13 protein-coding genes are annotated in these 15,832 nt (G+C 63.5%); 7 read left to right on the forward strand and 6 right to left on the reverse strand.

What is annotated here, in order from left to right; all coding sequences use genetic code 11:
* The first annotated feature begins 176 nt into the window (after window positions 1-176).
* From waaF to GST84_01840, 7 genes are read left to right on the forward strand one after another with little or no spacing between them, the layout of a single operon-like run.
* Window positions 177-1,226 carry a lipopolysaccharide heptosyltransferase II gene (waaF, locus tag GST84_01810; protein XGB11162.1) on the forward strand — a complete coding sequence of 350 codons (1,050 nt, stop codon included), beginning with the start codon at window positions 177-179 and terminating at the stop codon, window positions 1,224-1,226.
* Window positions 1,227-2,285, forward strand: a complete 1,059-nt coding sequence (gene waaC / locus GST84_01815; protein ID XGB11163.1) for a lipopolysaccharide heptosyltransferase I — start codon at window positions 1,227-1,229, stop codon at window positions 2,283-2,285. It abuts the gene before it with no gap.
* Window positions 2,285-3,409 carry a glycosyltransferase gene (locus GST84_01820; GenBank protein ID XGB11164.1) on the forward strand — a complete coding sequence of 375 codons (1,125 nt, stop codon included), beginning with the start codon at window positions 2,285-2,287 and terminating at the stop codon, window positions 3,407-3,409. Before waaC ends, GST84_01820 begins: the two co-directional genes overlap by 1 nt.
* Complete coding sequence (rfaP, locus tag GST84_01825; protein ID XGB11165.1) at window positions 3,406-4,212, forward strand: lipopolysaccharide core heptose(I) kinase RfaP; 807 nt, start codon at window positions 3,406-3,408, stop codon at window positions 4,210-4,212. The genes GST84_01820 and rfaP overlap by 4 nt, the downstream gene beginning before the upstream one ends.
* The gene (locus GST84_01830; GenBank protein XGB11166.1) at window positions 4,212-4,946 is read left to right on the forward strand and encodes a heptose kinase; all 735 of its coding nucleotides are present in this window, start codon (window positions 4,212-4,214) and stop codon (window positions 4,944-4,946) included. The genes rfaP and GST84_01830 overlap by 1 nt, the downstream gene beginning before the upstream one ends.
* On the forward strand, window positions 4,943-5,695 hold the full coding sequence (locus GST84_01835) for a lipopolysaccharide kinase (GenBank protein ID XGB11167.1): 753 nt from the start codon (window positions 4,943-4,945) through the stop codon (window positions 5,693-5,695). The genes GST84_01830 and GST84_01835 overlap by 4 nt, the downstream gene beginning before the upstream one ends.
* A complete protein-coding gene (locus GST84_01840; GenBank protein ID XGB11168.1) occupies window positions 5,695-7,137 on the forward strand; it encodes a serine/threonine protein kinase in 1,443 nt (480 codons plus the stop codon). Before GST84_01835 ends, GST84_01840 begins: the two co-directional genes overlap by 1 nt.
* Window positions 7,138-7,155: 18 nt before the next feature.
* Here GST84_01840 and GST84_01845 read toward each other — a convergent pair whose 3' ends face one another.
* The 6 genes from GST84_01845 to GST84_01870 all read right to left on the reverse strand — a co-directional run bounded on the left by GST84_01845 (window position 7,156) and on the right by GST84_01870 (window position 15,515).
* The gene (locus GST84_01845; protein ID XGB11169.1) at window positions 7,156-9,942 is read right to left on the reverse strand and encodes a hypothetical protein; all 2,787 of its coding nucleotides are present in this window, start codon (window positions 9,940-9,942) and stop codon (window positions 7,156-7,158) included.
* 66 nt (window positions 9,943-10,008) lie between these two features.
* Window positions 10,009-10,194: a hypothetical protein gene (locus GST84_01850; GenBank protein ID XGB11170.1), complete on the reverse strand. Its 186-nt coding sequence runs from the start codon at window positions 10,192-10,194 to the stop codon at window positions 10,009-10,011.
* Complete coding sequence (locus GST84_01855; protein ID XGB11171.1) at window positions 10,191-11,303, reverse strand: PepSY domain-containing protein; 1,113 nt, start codon at window positions 11,301-11,303, stop codon at window positions 10,191-10,193. Before GST84_01855 ends, GST84_01850 begins: the two co-directional genes overlap by 4 nt.
* A 56-nt stretch (window positions 11,304-11,359) precedes the next feature.
* Window positions 11,360-13,792, reverse strand: coding sequence for a TonB-dependent siderophore receptor (locus GST84_01860; protein ID XGB11172.1), 2,433 nt, complete (start codon window positions 13,790-13,792; stop codon window positions 11,360-11,362).
* Window positions 13,793-14,043: 251 nt separating this feature from the next.
* Window positions 14,044-15,000 carry a DUF4880 domain-containing protein gene (locus tag GST84_01865; protein ID XGB11173.1) on the reverse strand — a complete coding sequence of 319 codons (957 nt, stop codon included), beginning with the start codon at window positions 14,998-15,000 and terminating at the stop codon, window positions 14,044-14,046.
* A complete protein-coding gene (locus tag GST84_01870; GenBank protein XGB11174.1) occupies window positions 14,997-15,515 on the reverse strand; it encodes an RNA polymerase sigma factor in 519 nt (172 codons plus the stop codon). The genes GST84_01865 and GST84_01870 overlap by 4 nt, the downstream gene beginning before the upstream one ends.
* Window positions 15,516-15,832 lie beyond the last annotated feature (317 nt).

A 15,832-nucleotide genomic window follows, 5' to 3' on the forward strand; every position in this document is an offset into this window, starting at 1 on the left:
GCCCGCACCCACAGGTACTGCGCAGGCCCTGAGCAGTGTGCAATCCCTGTGGCAGCGGGCTTGCCCGCGAATAGGCCATGTGAGTGGTACACTGTCCGCCACATAGCCTGAATATAAAGAGGGGAGGCCAGGCTGTACCGCAGCCTGTAGCCTCCCCGAGCGTTTCTGGACTAAGCATGAGAATACTGATCATTGGCCCCAGCTGGGTCGGCGACATGGTGATGGCGCAAACCCTGTTCCAGTGCCTGAAACAGCAGCACCCCGACTGCGTGATCGACGTGCTGGCTCCTGAATGGAGCCGGCCGATCCTCGAACGCATGCCTGAAGTGCGTCAGGCCTTGAGCTTCCCGCTCGGCCACGGCGCGCTGGAGCTGGCCACGCGGCGGCGCATCGGCAAGTCCCTGGCCGGCCAGTACGACCAGGCCATCCTGCTGCCCAACTCGCTCAAGTCGGCGCTGGTGCCCTTTTTTGCCGGCATTCCAAAACGCACCGGCTGGCGTGGTGAAATGCGCTTCGGCCTGCTGAACGATGTGCGCAAGCTGGACAAGGCCCGCTACCCGCTGATGATCGAGCGCTTCATGGCCCTGGCTTACGCGCCCGACACCGAGCTGCCGCAGCCATACCCCCGCCCCAACCTGCAGATCGAAGCGCAAAGCCGTGACGCCGCCCTGGCCAAGTTCGGCCTGGAACTGGACCGTCCGGTACTGGCGCTGTGCCCTGGCGCCGAGTTTGGCGAAGCCAAGCGCTGGCCGGCAGAGCACTATGCCGCTGTGGCCGATGCGATGATTCGCCAAGGCTGGCAAGTGTGGCTGTTTGGCTCGAAGAACGATCATCCGGTCGGTGAGCAGATCCGCGACCGGCTGATTCCGGGGCTCCGTGAAGAGTCGTCCAACCTGGCCGGTGAGACCTCGCTGGCCGAGGCCATCGACCTGATGTCCTGCGCCCATGCCGTGGTGTCCAACGACTCCGGCCTGATGCACGTGGCCGCTGCGCTGAACCGTCCATTGGTGGCGGTGTACGGCTCGACTTCACCCGGCTTCACCCCGCCGCTGGCCGAACAGGTGGAAGTGGTGCGCACCGGTATCGAGTGCAGCCCGTGCTTTGACCGCACCTGTCGCTTCGGCCATTACAATTGCCTGCGTCTGCTGGAACCGGGCAAAGTGATCGCCGCCCTGCACAGCCTCAGCGGACCGGACCTGATCGATACCGTGGCCGAGGTCGACTAAGTGCGGGTACTGATCATCAAGACCTCGTCGCTGGGGGATGTAATCCACACCCTGCCGGCGCTTACCGATGCCGCCCATGCCATTCCCGGCATCCGTTTCGATTGGGTGGTGGAAGAAGGCTTCGCCGAAATCCCCGGTTGGCACCCCGCGGTCGACCAGGTCATCCCGGTGGCGATCCGTCGCTGGCGCAAGAACCTCTGGCAAACCATCAAGAGTGGCGAGTGGAAGGCGTTCAAGCAGCGCGTGCGCGAGCGCAAGTACGACCTTGTGATCGACGCCCAGGGCCTGGTCAAGTCGGCCTGGTTAACCCGTTACGTGAAGGCACCCGTAGCCGGCCTGGACCGCTACTCGGCGCGCGAAGGCTGGGCCAGCCGCTTCTACGACCGGCCTCTGTCGGTCGCTACCGGCCAGCACGCGGTGGAGCGGGTACGCCAGCTGTTTGCCATGGCCTTGGCCTATGACCTGCCAGAAGGCATCGGCAACTACGGCCTGGACCTCGACCGCCTGCAACTGCCGCCGGCTGCGCCCTATGTGGTGTTCCTGCATGGCACCACCTGGGCGACCAAGCATTGGCCCGAAGCCTACTGGCGCGAACTGGCCGAGCGCATGGGCCGGCGCAAGCTGGAAGTGCGCCTGCCCTGGGGTAATCCGGCCGAGAAGGCGCGGGCCGAGCGAATTGCCCAAGGCTTGAACAACTGCCAGGTGCTCCCCAAATTGAACCTTGCCGGCGTCGCTCGTGTACTGGCGGCGGCAAAGGCCTGCGTTGCGGTCGACACCGGCCTTGGCCACCTGGCGGCGGCACTCGATGTGCCTACTCTTTCGCTGTTTGGCCCTACCAACCCGGGCCTGACCGGCGCCTACGGACGGACCCAGATTCACCAGGCCAGTGACTGGCCTTGCGCTCCCTGCCTGCAGAAGAAGTGCACCTACAAACCGAGCGCCGATGACCTGGCCCGGTTCGATCTGAAACGCGAGTGGCCGCTGTGCTTCACTCGCTTGAATCCCGAGCATGTGGCGAGCCGCTTGAGCGCGTTGCTGCTGGCTGAGGATGTCCGTTGATGCAACTGGCTTTCGTGCTTTACAAATATTTCCCCTTCGGCGGGCTGCAGCGCGATTTCATGCGCATTGCCCTGGAATGCCAGAAGCGGGGCCACCAGATCCGCGTGTACACGCTGATCTGGGAGGGTGATATTCCACCGGGTTTCGAAGTGCTGGTGGCGCCGGTGAAGGCGATCTTCAATCACCGCCGCAACGAGAAGCTCAGCGCCTGGATGGCCGCCGACCTGGCCAAGCGCCCGGTCGACCGCCTGATCGGCTTCAACAAGATGCCGGGGCTGGACGTGTACTACGCCGCCGACGGCTGCTTCGAAGACAAGGCGCAGACCCTGCGCGGTGGCTTGTACCGTCGCTGGGGCCGCTACCGGCACTTTGCCGAGTACGAGCGTGCGGTGTTCGCCAAGGACGCCCATACCGAAGTGCTGATGATTTCCGAAGTGCAGCAGCCGCTGTTCATCAAGCATTACGGCACCCCGGTAGAACGCTTCCACCTGCTGCCGCCAGGCATTTCCCAGGATCGCCGTGCGCCGGCCAATGCCGCCGAGATCCGCGCCGAGTTCCGCAAGGAATTCAACCTGGGGGATGACGACCTGCTGCTGGTGCAGATTGGCTCAGGCTTCAAGACCAAAGGCGTGGACCGCAGCCTCAAGGCACTGGCCGCGCTGCCGTCAGCCTTGCGCAAACGCACCAGGCTGATGGTGATCGGCCAGGACGACCCCAAGGTATTCCAGCTGCAAAGCGCTACCCTGGGCTTGGGCGACCAGGTGCAGTTCCTCAAGGGCCGCAGCGATATCCCGCGCTTCCTGTTGGGCGCCGACCTGCTGATTCACCCGGCTTACAACGAGAATACCGGTACGGTGCTGCTCGAAGCGTTGGTCGCCGGCTTGCCGGTGCTGGTGTCCAAGGTGTGCGGTTATGCCCACTACATTGCCGAGGCCGACAGCGGCCTGGTGCTGGACGAGCCGTTCGAGCAAGAGCAGCTCAACGGCTACCTGCAGCGCATGCTCGAAGACCCGCAGGCCCGCGCCAGCTGGTCGCGCAATGGCCTGGCATTTGCCGATAGCGCCGATCTGTACAGCATGCCGCAGCATGCTGCCGACGTGATCCTGGGGCAAAGAACCGCATGAAGCTGATATTGGCCGAACCCTTCAAACGCCTGTGGGCCGGGCGTGATGCCTTCGACGCCGTGGAGGCGTTGCAAGGCGAGGTCTATCGCGAGCTGGAAGGGCGCCGCACACTGCGCACCGAAGTGGCTGGCGAGGGCTTTTTCGTCAAGATCCACCGTGGCATCGGCTGGGGCGAGATCTTCAAGAACCTGCTCACCGCCAAGCTGCCGGTGCTCGGTGCCGGCCAGGAATGGCGGGCGATCCAGCGCCTGCACGAGGTGGGTGTGCCGACCATGACCGCAGTCGCCTACGGCGAGCGTGGCAGCAACCCGGCCACGCAGCACTCATTCATCATCACTGAAGAACTGGCGCCGACCATCAGCCTGGAAGACTTCAGTATCGACTGGGTCAAGCAGCCGCCCGAGCCGCGTCTTAAGCGTGCACTTATCGCCGAGGTGGCGAAGATGACCGGCGGCATGCACCGCGCCGGGGTCAACCACCGCGATTGCTACATCTGCCATTTCCTGCTGCACACCGACCGACCGGTGACGGCGGATGACTTCAAGCTGTCGGTGATCGACCTGCACCGCGCGCAAACCCGTGCCAGAATCAGCCGCCGCTGGCGCGACAAGGACCTGGCTGCGCTGTACTTTTCGGCCCTGGACATCGGCCTGACTCAGCGCGACAAGCTGCGCTTCCTGCGCGGTTACTTCCAGCGTCCGCTGCGGCAGGTACTGAAGGACGAAGCCGCGCTGCTCGCCTGGCTGGAGCGCAAGGCACAGAAACTCTACGATCGCAAGCAACGCTATGGGGATGCACTCTGATGGCGAGTTGGACACTGGCGCCGGGGTACGAACACCTGGCGGCGGACTTCGGCAGCCTTGATGCGGTATTTGCCCTCCAGGGCGAACGCCTGACCCGCGACCCGCTCAGTGAGGTGGTACGCATCGAACGTGACGGGATCAACTACTACGTCAAGCGCTACACCGGGGCCGGCAAGCACATGCGACGGTATCTGGGGCGGCCACGCATCAAGGCCGAATGGCAAAACCTCAAGCAGTTCGCCAAATGGGGTATCCCCACCGCCGAAGTCGTGGCCTGGGGCCTGGAGCGCAACGGCCTGGCCTTTGGCCGTGGCGCGATGATCACCCGTGAACTGCCGCGCACCGAAGACCTGTCGGCCCTGGCCGAACAAAACGATCCGCGCTTGGCCGACCGCACCTGGGTCGACCATATCAGCCGTCAACTGGCGCGCCATACCCGGGTCATGCACGAGCACCGCTTCGCCCATAACGATTTGAAGTGGCGCAACCTGCTGGTCGATGACCAGGGCACGCTATTCTTCATCGACTGCCCCACCGGTGACTTCTGGCGCGGATTCATGTGGCGCCACCGGATGATCAAAGACCTGGCATGCCTGGACAAAGTGGCCAAATACCACCTGTCAGCTACCCAGCGCCTGCGCTTCTACCTGCAATACCGTGGCCGTGACCGGCTGAATGTGCGTGACAAGAAGCGCATTCGTCGGGTACTGGGCTTTTTCGAGGGAAGGGAATGACCGATTACCTGGCCAGCGCGGACCTCGCGCTGCTCAAGCGCCATGGCCTGGACGATTTCGAGGCGCTGTGGACGCTGCAACTTGATGCAGTGGACGAACCCAACACCGGTCGCGGTGGCTGGAGCAGCGTCTTCCGTCTGGAACTCGAAGGCAAGGGCTACTACCTCAAGCGCCAGAGCGACTACCTGACCCGGACCTTGCACCGGCCGTTCGGCGAGCCCACCTTCGCCCGCGAATTCCGCAACATCAGTCGCTACCAGAAGCTGCGCATTCCGGCATTGCAGGCGGTGTTCTACGGCGAGCGCAAGCAGGGTGGCAAGCACCGGGCCATCCTGATGACCCGCGCTCTGGACGAATGGGCCGACCTCGAAAGCCTGCTGGCGCAATGGTCGCGGTTGGGTGAGGCCGAGCGCACCGGCATCCTGCAGGCCTGCGGCCAGCTGGCGCGTACCCTGCACAGTGCCGGGCAGGTGCATGGCTGCTTCTACCCCAAGCACATTTTCTTGCGCCAACGGCGCGACGGCTGGGATGCGCAACTGATCGACCTGGAAAAGACCCGTCCCCTGTTGCTCGGCATGCGTGACCGTCTCAAGGACCTGGAGCCACTGCTGCGCCGCGCCCAGGCGTGGAGCGTGCAGGATGTACGTACTTTGCTGGCTACCTACCTGGGGCAGCCCGCCGACGGCGCGCTGGTCGATACCTGGCTGCAACGGTTGACGCAACGCCGTCGTGAAAAAGAGGCCCGCTGATGCGTTTGTCTGAATTGAAGGATGCCGGGCGCAGCCCATCGCTGCCCCTGAGCATCACGTTGGTTGATGCCGCCGGCAGCGCCGACTTGCAATTGCTCAGCCTGCTGCGCGTGTTGCCGGGCCAGCGTTATGTGGGCGCTGGTGTCTGGCGTGGTACACCGGTGCTGGCGAAGTTGCTGGTCGGTGGTAACGCCGCACGGCATTTCCAGCGCGAACTGCAGGGTGTGAAATTGCTGGCCGAACAAGGCCTGACCACGCCGAAGCTACTGGCCGACGGCCTCAAGGAAGGCGAGGGCGGCTGGCTGCTGTTCGAGTTCCTTGACGGTGCCCAAAGCCTGGCCGATGCCTGGGCCGCAGTGGAAAACCTGCCAGTGTTGGCGGACGAGCAGCACCTGGTACTGGGCGAAGCGCTCACGGCTGTGGCGCACATGCACGCCCAAGGCCTTTGGCAGGAAGACCTGCACCTGGACAACCTGCTGCGCCATGCCGGCAAGCTGTATCTGATCGATGGTGCGGGCATAAGGGCGGAAACACCCGGTCAGCAGTTGTCGCGTCCACGCGTGCTGGAAAACCTCGGGGTATTCTTCGCCCAGTTGCCCAAGCGCCTGGAGCCGTTCATAGAAGAGCTGCTGGTGCATTATCTGTTGGCCAACGCCGAGCATGCGTTGCCGCTGGAAGCCCTGCAGAAGCAGGTGGACAAGGTGCGCAACTGGCGGCAGAAGGACTATCTGGACAAGGCTGGCCGCGAGTGCAGCCTGTTCAGCGTCCAGCGCACCCTCTCGGGCTTGCAAGCGATCCGCCGCAGTGAGGTCGAGGCCATGCAGCCTGTACTGGAGCAGGCCGATACGCTGATCGACAAGGGCCATTTGTACAAGACCGGTGGCGCTGCCAGCGTGGCGCGCATCGAGGTCAATGGTCGCCAGTTGGTGATCAAGCGCTACAACATCAAGAACACCGCGCATTGGTTCAAGCGCTTCTGGCGCCCGAGCCGGGCCTGGCATTCCTGGATTGAAGGCCACCGCCTGGAGTTCCTCGACATCGCCACGCCACGCCCCCTCGCGGTGCTGGAACAGCGGGTGCTGGGCCTGCGCAGCCGTGCCTACCTGGTCACCGAGTATGTCGACGGCCCGGACCTGACGGCATGCTTCGCGCCCTACGTCGAAAGCGGCGATGCGCCCGAGGAGCAGGTGTATGCCTTGGTGCACGTGATGCAGCAACTGATTCGCGAGCGCATCAGCCACGGCGACTTCAAAGGCCATAACCTGTTCTGGCACAACGGCCAGTGGTCGCTGATCGACCTCGATGCCATGTGCCAGCACGCCACCCAGCTCAGCTTCGCCCCGGCCTATGCCCGTGACCGGGCGCGGCTGCTGCGCAACTGGCCCAATGGCAGTGCCTTGCATCAGCGGCTGGACCGGCTGTTGCCAAAACTGGTCGACTGAGGCCGCCGGTTCCGGCTGTCAGTGGGCCGGCGGTGGTTGATCTGGCAGTGTCAGCCAGTCACTGCTGCGCCCTGCCTGGCGAACGCGTATCAGCCACTGGCCGTTTTCGTGGCGCAGCACCGCCCACGGCACCACACCGGCGTTGCTGGCAACGGCAATCTGCAAGTGGTAATGATTCGGCAGCAAGTGGCGGCGCACAGGCAACTGCCCGTCCTTGAGCGCCAGGTACAGCTGATCGTCAGCCTGAAAAAGCCCTTGTTCGGTGTTTACCGGCAGGCCGGCCACAGGCGTTTGTAGATAGCAGTCCTGCAGTAATTGCTTCAGGTCGGGCAGCCCGTCGTACCAGAGCACCGGTGAGTCGATGACCCACTGCCCGTCGGCTTTGCGCTTGAGCGGTTGCTGCAGATAGGCATCTGGCTGGTCAGGGTCAATGGCTCGCCAGCGGTAGCCGTCGAAGCTGACCCGGTAATAGCGGTTGTCGTTGTCCTTGACGAAGTACAGCGATTGCCCACCAAACGCCGAGCTTTGCTCGTAGACACCTTCACCGTAGATACCGTCTATGCGATAGCGCAGGCTGCTGCTGCCCGGTTGTACCTGGAGGCGTGCGGGCAGCGGCAGTGGCGGTTGTTTGGGGATCCCGCGCAGGGATCGGCGTAGCACTCTGGAACCCAGAAAGCTGGTACCGGCATCGTTGAGGTGGCTAAGCGCCTGATAGGCATGCCGCATCACCCCTTCGACATCCTCTTGCTTGAAGGCCTCGGCGCCGTCCCAGATATCGATTGCCATGCGGCCGATCGACAGCACCAGCAGCGCACGGTTCGGCAGCAGCAGGCTGATGAAGTCCAGCAAGCGCCAGCTCAACGCCATGACCGACTCCGCATTCACTTCGCTGGTCGTCATGCTGTCGGCATCGGCCTGGGCGATCAGCGCCCGGGCCTCGGCCATGTAGTAGTCGAAGAAAAGGTCGTCTTTGACCTCGGGCGTGGTCAAATGCGTGCTCAGGCGCCCCTTGTCCAGCAACCGCTGCACCGTGGCGGCAGGCAGCAATGGCAGGCGCTGGGCTACGTATGCTCTCAACGTGGGCTGTTGGCGCAATGTGCGAAGCAGTTCGCGGGTCGTGCGAAACCGGCGCCAGGCCCTGCGGTCCGGGGCATCCGGGGTGTACAGCACGCATGCCGGAGACTTGTAAGGGATGCTGTTGAGCAGAAGCACGCCCTGCAAGGTATGACCCATGATGTTCAGCTGCCGAACAGTGACCGGGTAGCCTGCTACCGGCGCGCGCAAGGCATTGTGTGGTTGGTCCAGCACTGCGCGCACCCAGTTGTAACCATGTTCGAAAGGGTCTTCGCCAAAGTGCCCGGCGTAGCGCGCCTTGACTGCTTCAGCGTGCATGCGTGCACGGTTGACCTTGCTGTGCGCAGTCAGGCGCCATTTGCCCGCTCTGGAACTGATCAGTTGGGTGTGCAGGTACTTTGCGTAGCTGTCACCCACGTTCAGTTCCCGGACCATGTGCTTGACATACTGCGGCGTGAGCCCGGCGGGCATGGCTTTGTCGTGGGCGTGGATCACCCGGGCAGTCAGCCAGTAGTCGGTGTCGAACCACGGCAAGTTCTTGAGGGCGATCTCTTCGAGCGTGTTGATTTCCTCGACCATTTCCACCATCTCGTGGCCCACGCGTCGCATGCCTACATAGGTGACATAGGACGAGAGGGCGAAGGGATGCATGATGGCGCCCGTGCGGCGGGCGCGCACGACGATGATTTTGATCTCGCGAGGATCTGTGTCGTACCCCAGGTCATGGCTCAGGCGCTCGCGAAGGCGTGCGTTGGCCCAGGCCAGCAGGCTATTGCGTTGTTTGAAGTCGTTAAGGCTCAGTACTCCCGGGGCAGCAGCCTGCTCGGCGATTGCTACCAGCGTTTGCATTGCCTGCATCATATGGCTCAGGCCTTGCGCAGGTGTATTGCGCAGCCAGTTGGGCAGGTTCTTCTCAAGCAATTGGGAGTAGCGTGTTTGCAGGATGGGTTTGGCGCCGACTTCGTGCCATAGCACCAGGGCTTTATGTATTCGGGTGTGCTGGTCGGGTGAGTCGTTGCTCCACAAGCCGGTGTCACTCAGGCGTTGGCGTTGGGCTTCTACAACGCTGTCGATCTGGGCCTCCAGCAGGCTGTCGGCGTACCAGTCATAGCGCAGGCGCTGCGACCGGCGAGCGCGGTCCGCCTGCGTGTCAGTGTACAGATGCAGCAGCGGTCTGCTCTGGAGTGGGTCTTCCAGACGCTCGCAAAGCTCCAGGTGCAGTGCGGCAAGGGAGTCGAAGGCCTCGATGCCTTGTGACAGGCTGCACAGCAAGGCAGCGCCTGCGGCATCCTGAGGCGTGAGCATAGGGCCTTCGGTGGTACCGGCAACGATGATCAGTGTGCCTGGCAGGTAGCTGCGCCAGTTGGGCCTTATACCTTCCAGCAGCACGCGATACACCTGTGGCCTGCTGGCCAGTGGAAGATGCCTGCGCTGCGAGGGTAGCGGTTGTTCCAGGCAGGCCCGCAGTTGCTCGGCCGACCCGTTGGCCAAGGTCTGGTCGCCCAGGCGCAACTCAACCTCGGTCAGCATCAGCGCCTTGCGCAGTGCCAGCAGTTTTTGTCTGGGGGTTTCGCCTTGCTCATCGGCCGTGGTCCAGAAGCTGGCCAGTTCGCCGTGCAGCCAGGTGCGCGTGTCGGGGTTGATGGGGTGTTGAAGGTCGAGGGTCGGGAGGCCGTCGAGCAGGTCACCGATCTGTCGGTCGATCTGTTCCAGTTGTTCGAGGGGGCGCATGGGGCGGATCCTTGGTTGAGGAAACCCCATGCTTGGCAATAGCTGCGGTTGCGTGGTGGTAGCGGGCTAGCGCCCCCGACGCCAGAGTAGCCCGCGCAGGCTCAGCAGGACCGGCAGGCCCAGGCCGGCCCATGCCAGAACGTCCCAGCCACCGTCGCCGAGCAGCGCAGCGAACAGGCCCAGGAAGCCAAGCAGGGCAATCAACGCTGGCCAGGCGAAGAGGCGTGCAGTGGCTTGCGACCTGTGGCTCATGCGCGCGCCTCCCTGGGTTTGCGCAGCTTGCCCCACCACAGGTAGAGGCCGCTACCGAGCACGATGATTGTCAGCACGTCCAGTAACGCCCAGAGGATCTGCATCGGTCGCCCGCCGTAATCGCCGAAATGCAGTGGCTGCGACAGGCCCATCGCATCCATGTACCAGGGACGGTCGCCTACCGCAGTCACTGCAAGGGTGCGAGCATCGATCAGTACCGGCGTGAACAGGTGCGAACTCAGGTGGGTGGCACCGTTCATGAACACCGCATAGTGGTGCTCGCTGGAGAAACGCGTGCCAGGAAACGCGATGAAGTCCGGGCGCATGCCCGGTGCGGCCTGTTCGGCAATGTCCAGCAGGCGAGTGGCTGGGGCGCGCTCGACGAGCGGCGGGGCGTCGCGGTAGGGGGCAACCATCGCAGCCAGGCTGTCGTTGCGCCAGGCCGCGATGACCAGGTCGGACAGGGCGCTGATTACCCCGGTCACGCTCACCGTCAATGCCCAGGCCAGGGTGACCACGCCGATCAGGTTGTGAAGGTCGAGCCAGCGCAGGCGGCGGGATTTTTTGTGGCGTACGGTGCCGAACTCCAGGCGGCGCATGAATGGCGCATAGAGCACGGTGCCGGAAACGATGGCGACAATGAACAATACGCCCATTAAGGCCAGCAGCAGCTTGCCCGGCAGTCCTGCGAACATGTCCACATGCAGGCGCAGCATCATCATCATGAAACCGCCGTTGGCGGCCGGCATGGCCACCGCCTCGCCGGTGCGAGCATCGAGCATGAAGGTGTGCGACAGGTTGGGGTCGGTGCCGGCGGTGGCGGCGGTAATGGCGACCACGCCGTTGGGCTCGTCTTCATCGTAGCCGACGTACTGCATGACCTCGCCGGGGCGATGTTGTTCGGCCTTGAGCACCAGTTGCTGCAGGTCGAGGTGCGGGGTGCCTGCCGGCATTTCACGCAGTTCGGGGGCGTCGCCTAGCAGGTGTTCGAGTTCGTGGTGGAAGATCAGCGGCAGGCCGGTGACTGCCAGCAACAGCAGGAACAGGGTACAGACCAGGCTGCTCCAGGTGTGGATCAAGGACCAGCGGCGGATGGTGGGGCTTTTCATCACGGTACCGATTGTTGTCGGTTGGAACCCGGGGCCGCAAGGCGGCCCCTGCTCACTCAGAACTTGTAAGTGGCGCTGGCGACAACGCTGCGCTCATCGCCGTAGTAGCAGTAGTACGCGTCACAAGTAGAGAGGTAATCCTTGTTCAGCAGGTTGGTGGCGGTGACCGCTACCGACGCGCCCTTCAGGCTGCCGTTCAGGCGACCCAGGTCGTAATGCACCGACCCGTCGAAGACGGTGTAGGCCTTGGCCTTGCCCAGGTAGGTATTGCCTTGGTCGCCGTAGGTATTACCGGTATAACGCGCGCCCAGGCCGATGCCGAAGCCGTCGAGCACGCCCGAGTGCCAGGTATAGTCGCCCCAGATGGACGCTTGCTGGTTAGGCATCAGTTGCAGGCGGTTACCTTTGAAATCGCCATCCTGCACCTCGGACTTGGCCAGGGTGTAGGCGGCAATCACCTTCAGGTTGTCGGTCACATCGGAAACCGCTTCCAGCTCAAGGCCGCGGACTTTCACTTCACCGGTCTGGCTGGTGATGGTCACACCACCGACCGTGTTGGTGACCGAGACATTTTTCTGAGTCAGGTCGTACACGGCTGCCGACAACAGGGTGTTGGACCCCGGCGGCTGATACTTCACGCCCAGCTCCCACTGTTTGCCTTCGGTGGGCTTGAACGAGTCCGAGGCCGACACACTGGCATTGCTGGACGGCTGGAACGACTCGGCATAGGACAGGTACGGCACGAAGCCCGAGTCGAACACGTAGCTGATGGCTGCGTTGCCGCTGAACTTTTTGTCCCGCTGGGTATTGGTGGCATCGCCCTGGTTGAAGAACTTGGTGCCGGTATGCACCCAGTCTTCACGACCGCCCAGGGTCAGGCGCCAGTTACCAAGCGCCATCTGGTCCTGCACGTACAGGCCGGTCTGACGGGTTTTCTGGTTGTAGTCATAAAACGCGGTCGAGCGATCCGGGCGAGTGATCGGCAGTCCGTAGACCGGGTTGTTGACGTTGCTGTCCGGCACGTTGAAGTCGAAGATCGACAGGTAGTTGGTGTTGATGCGCTGGTGGTCCAGGCCGATCAACAGCATGTGGTCGATGTCCCCGGTAGCGAAGTCCGCCTGGAAGTTGTTGTCCACCGCAAACTGGCTGATGTCTTCATCAGTGTTGGTGGACATGCGGCTGACAGTGCCATCGTCCTGCACCGGCGGCGAGCTCTTGTTGTAACTGCCAGGGGTGATGGTCTGGAACGACAGGTCCGACTTGGTGTAGCGCAGGTTCTGGCGGAACTGCCAGACGTCATTGATGCGGTGTTCGAAGGCGTAACCCAGCGCGTAGTACGTGCGGTCGTAGAACTCGTAATCCGGGTCACCCAGGTTCTTGTGGTGTGAGATCTTGCCGAATGGCATGTCGATCTTGGTGCCCTGGATGGGCCGGAACTGGCTGGTGGCACCGGTATCGTCACGGGTGAACTGGGTGAGGAAGGTCAGCGTCGTGTCTTCGTCAATGTTCCAGGTCAGGCTTGGGGCGATGTTGTAGCGCTTGTTGTCGATGTGGTCAATCTGGGTGCCACTGTCACGGATAACGCCGCCGACGCCATAGAGAAAGCGACCTTCATCGTCGATCTTGCCGGTGCTGGCGAAGTTGATCTGGCGATGGTTGTCGCTGCCGTATTGAAGCTCGATTTCGTGAGCGCTTTCGGCTTGCGGACGGCGGCTGACCATGTCCAGCAGGCCACCAGGTGGGGTCTGGCCGTAGATCGAAGAGGCCGGGCCGCGCAGCAGGGCGAGGCGGTCGAGGTTCCAGGTTTCGGCTTTCGGGTTGGCATACACGCCGCGTGGCAGCGGCAGCCCATCCAGGAACTGCGTTGGCTCGAAGCCGCGCACGCGCATCCAGTCATAGCGCGTATCGCTGCCGAAGCTGGCGGAGACGATACCTGGCATGTAACGCACTGCATCATCCAGGCTGTGTACACCGCGGTCTTTCATTTGCTCGCGGGTGGCGACAGAGATGGAGCGGGGGACTTCCACAAGTGCCGTGTCAGTCTTGGTGCCAGCAGCGGTGCGTGAAGCCACGTAGCCTTCAACCGGGCCCCAGGCGCTTTCGCTGGCGCTGGTGGCATTGACTGTGGTTTCCGGCAAGGCCAGGGTGCCATCCGGCACGGCCACCAGGCTGTAGCTGCCCGCACTGCTTTGCTGCAACTGCAGGCCGGTACCGCTCAGGGCGGCTTGCAGGGCGCCCAGGCCGTCGTATTGGCCGCTGACCGGGGCCGAGGTACGGCCGCTGACCAGTGCCGGGTCGATGGCCAAGGCAATGCTGGCCTGGCTGGCGATCTGGTTGAGAGTGGTGGCCAGTGGCGCGCTTGGCAGATTGTAGGCGCGCGACGTGGATTGCTCGGCGGCGAACAAGGCAGGGCTGGTCAGCGGGGCAGCCAGGCCGATGGCCAGGGCCACCAGGCTGGGGCGCAGGATATGATCAACGGCACGGGACATGCGGCGGTTCCTCGACGGGTAAGTGCTTGCTGCTTCCTTGCCGAGCGAGATCTGAAAAGTGACAGGGTGAATCTGAAAAATATTGAGAATTATTTAAAAGAGGTTTTGCCAGCACCGCCCACTTCGCGGGTGAACCCGCTCCTACGACCACCCCGATGTGTGTCCACCACCGCGCAGGAGCGGGTTTACCCGCGAATACGGTGGCGGCGGCAGCGGTGAACGGCTGGTGGAGATTGGCCAGCAGGCCCGGCCTATTTGGAAGTGACGTTCACCCACCACTGGGTATGCCGCTCGATCTTCACCGGCAACGCCGGCACCAGCGAGGCGAGCGCCAGGTCGGTGTTGGTCAGCGGGAAGCTACCGGTCACGCGCAGGTCGGCGACCTTGGCATCCACCCCGAGGTAGCCGCTGCGGTACTGGCCCAATGTGGCGAGCAGGTCGGCCAGGCGTACGTTGTCGACCACCAGCATGCCGCGGGTCCAGGCACCGGCACCGGCGGGCACCGTGCCAACCTGGCCGAGGCCGTTGGCGTTCATCAACACTTGCTGGCCTTCGTGCAGCACCTGTTCGTCGCCGCTGTCATGCGGCATGGCGGCGACCGAGGCTTGCAGCACTTCCAGGCGCGTACCGCCGACTTCGCGGCGCACCAGGAAGCGCGTGCCCAGTGGCCGCAAGCGACCGTCTTCAGTGCGGACCAGCAGCGGGCGTGGGTCCTGGTGGCCGGTTTCGACCGAGATTTCGCCCTGGTGCAGCACGATCACCCGTTGTGCGCCGGCATAGTCGATGTCCACGGCGGTGTGGGTGTTCAGGCTGAGCAGTGTGCCGTCTTCCAGGCGCAAGGTACGCAATTCACCCGTGGCGGTGCGCTGGTCGGCCAGCCAGTAGCTGGGTGCCAGTGACGGCGCGCCGACCCATGCCAGCAGCGCCCCGAGCAGAAACGTGCCGGCCAGCCCGCCGCCAACCTTGCCAATGCGCCGCCGCAGGCTGGCGCGCGATTGCAGCAGCGCCTGGCGTGCCGGGCCAGCCGCCGCGCTAACGCGCTGTTCCATGGCGCCGAGCTGGCGCCAGGCACGCGCGTGCTCTTCGCTGGCGGCATGCCAGCGCATGAATTCATTGCGTTCATCAGGCGTGCCGCTGCTGTCGCCGAGGCTGAGTTTCCAGGCAATCGCGGCTTTCAGAACCCGAGACGAAACTGGGACGTTGCTCACGTCGGCTCCCCGTACAGGGCTACGTAGCACTGGCGCATGCCTTGGGCGATGTACTGGCGCACCCGTGATACCGAAACACCAAGGCGCTCGGCAATCTCGGCATGGCCCATGCCGTCCAGACGGCTGTGCAGAAACGCCGCGCGAGCCTTGCTCGACAGCTTGCCGAGCAGGCGGTCGATGGCTTTGAGATCTTCAAGGATCAGGTGCTGCATTTCTGGCGAGGGCTGTTCGGCTTCAGGGATCAATGCCAGCTCGGCCAGGTAGGCTTGTTCCAGCGCGGCGCGGCGGAAGTGGTCGAACATCAGCCCTTTGGCCACGGCGGCCAGAAACGCGCGGGGTTCGCGGGGTGTGTCCAGTTGCTCACGACCGAGCAGGCGCACGAAGGTGTCCTGGCTCAGGTCTTCAGCACGTTGGCGGCAGGCCATGCTGCGTTGCAGCCAGGCGAGCAGCCAGCCGCGGTGGTCGCGGTACAGCGCACCGACCAGATCGGCGTGTGGGCTCTGTGCAGAAGACAAGCAGCGTCCCCCCGGAACGAATGCATTAACTAACGATAATTATTCGCGATTGTGGCAGAGGGGAGAGGGTGGTGCAATGGACGCTTATCGGATTGCCATCATGGGGCTTGGTTTGAGTTGTGTGGCGCCAGTGAGATCCAGCGCCGCCCGCGCGGCGCGCATCGCGAGCTGCGCTCGCTCCTACGTTTGTTTCGGGGCCAGTAACGCCTGTGCCAGGCGCGCGCGATCGCCTTGTTCGTACGACGCGATATCGAGCCATGCGCCAAAGCGTTCGCGTGCAGATCCCACAGGAATGATTGGCCCGAAACAAACGTAGG

It is taken from the genome of Pseudomonas putida (assembly GCA_041879295.1).
In the GTDB taxonomy this organism is placed as follows: domain Bacteria; phylum Pseudomonadota; class Gammaproteobacteria; order Pseudomonadales; family Pseudomonadaceae; genus Aquipseudomonas; species Aquipseudomonas putida_Y.